This is a genomic window from Novosphingobium lindaniclasticum LE124, assembly GCF_000445125.1.
Taxonomy (GTDB): domain Bacteria; phylum Pseudomonadota; class Alphaproteobacteria; order Sphingomonadales; family Sphingomonadaceae; genus Novosphingobium; species Novosphingobium lindaniclasticum.
Genome location: NZ_ATHL01000045.1, coordinates 1 through 892, shown reverse-complemented (window position 1 = coordinate 892; position 892 = coordinate 1). Strand labels below are relative to the sequence as shown.

General features: G+C 27.0%; 1 protein-coding gene. It reads left to right on the top strand.

What is annotated here, in order from left to right; genetic code table 11:
• Nucleotides 1-597: 597 nt before the first annotated feature.
• On the top strand, nucleotides 598-789 hold the full coding sequence (locus L284_RS47860; protein WP_057493089.1) for a hypothetical protein: 192 nt from the start codon (nucleotides 598-600) through the stop codon (nucleotides 787-789).
• Nucleotides 790-892 lie beyond the last annotated feature (103 nt).

Here is an 892-nt window from a genome sequence, read left to right as displayed (position 1 = left end):
AAAAAATTAAATGAATCAGCATGAGTATTTAACTACTGATGAAGTATATGAAATACAGCAAAGAATATCAGACATGTACCAAGAAGAATATTTAACAGCTAGAGAATATGCTGAACTGTTTAACCAATTAGCAGATATTTATATTCACAAGTTAGATGATACTTTATTTATCAGTAACATATAAACCCTAACTATGAAGGAAATCGTCTTTATAGTATACATAAGTAATACCAAGTAATAAACATAATTAATAATAGATAACACAAAGAAATATTACTAACTAAGTAGAGTGATAGCAATGAATGATACAAAGTAATATTTAGAAAAGCGTATAGAAGAAATTAAAGAAGATAATAAGAAATACAACCCTAATAGTAATGCTGAATGCAGAATAGTAAATGATGAGATATATGGAATGTTTATAGAATTAGTACCATATTCAGAAAGGAATTAAATAATGATAGCTATAACAATAAATGTTTTACTTGTAGGTTTATTCCCTTTCTTATTTTTAGGACTAATAGCATATATGAGTATTAAGACAATCAGACGTATACTAAAGAAGATAAGAATAGATAATGTTAGGAGTAACCGTATATGAGCTTTCAAGAATACGAGGAATTAAATAGACAGGTAGAAGATAATAGCAAGGCTATAGTTAGATATGTGGTAGAGAATAATGAAGACCTATTAGGCTTATACAATACGATGATAGATACAGGTATTGATGAGCTACAAGCATATGCTACCGTTGTAACACTATTGCTTAAGATTATGCAGGAAGAATAAAGAGATAGTCTATTATATAATATGAACTTTGGTTAAGACTATAAGTATAGTAATTATAGTTAGCATTACACATAAGTAATACTAGATAACACATAAAAATAAT

Excerpts from the sequence above, each read along its gene's own strand:
- L284_RS47860 (WP_057493089.1), top strand. The coding sequence starts at position 598 with ATGAGCTTTCAAGAATACGAGGAATTAAATAGACAGGTAGAAGATAAT.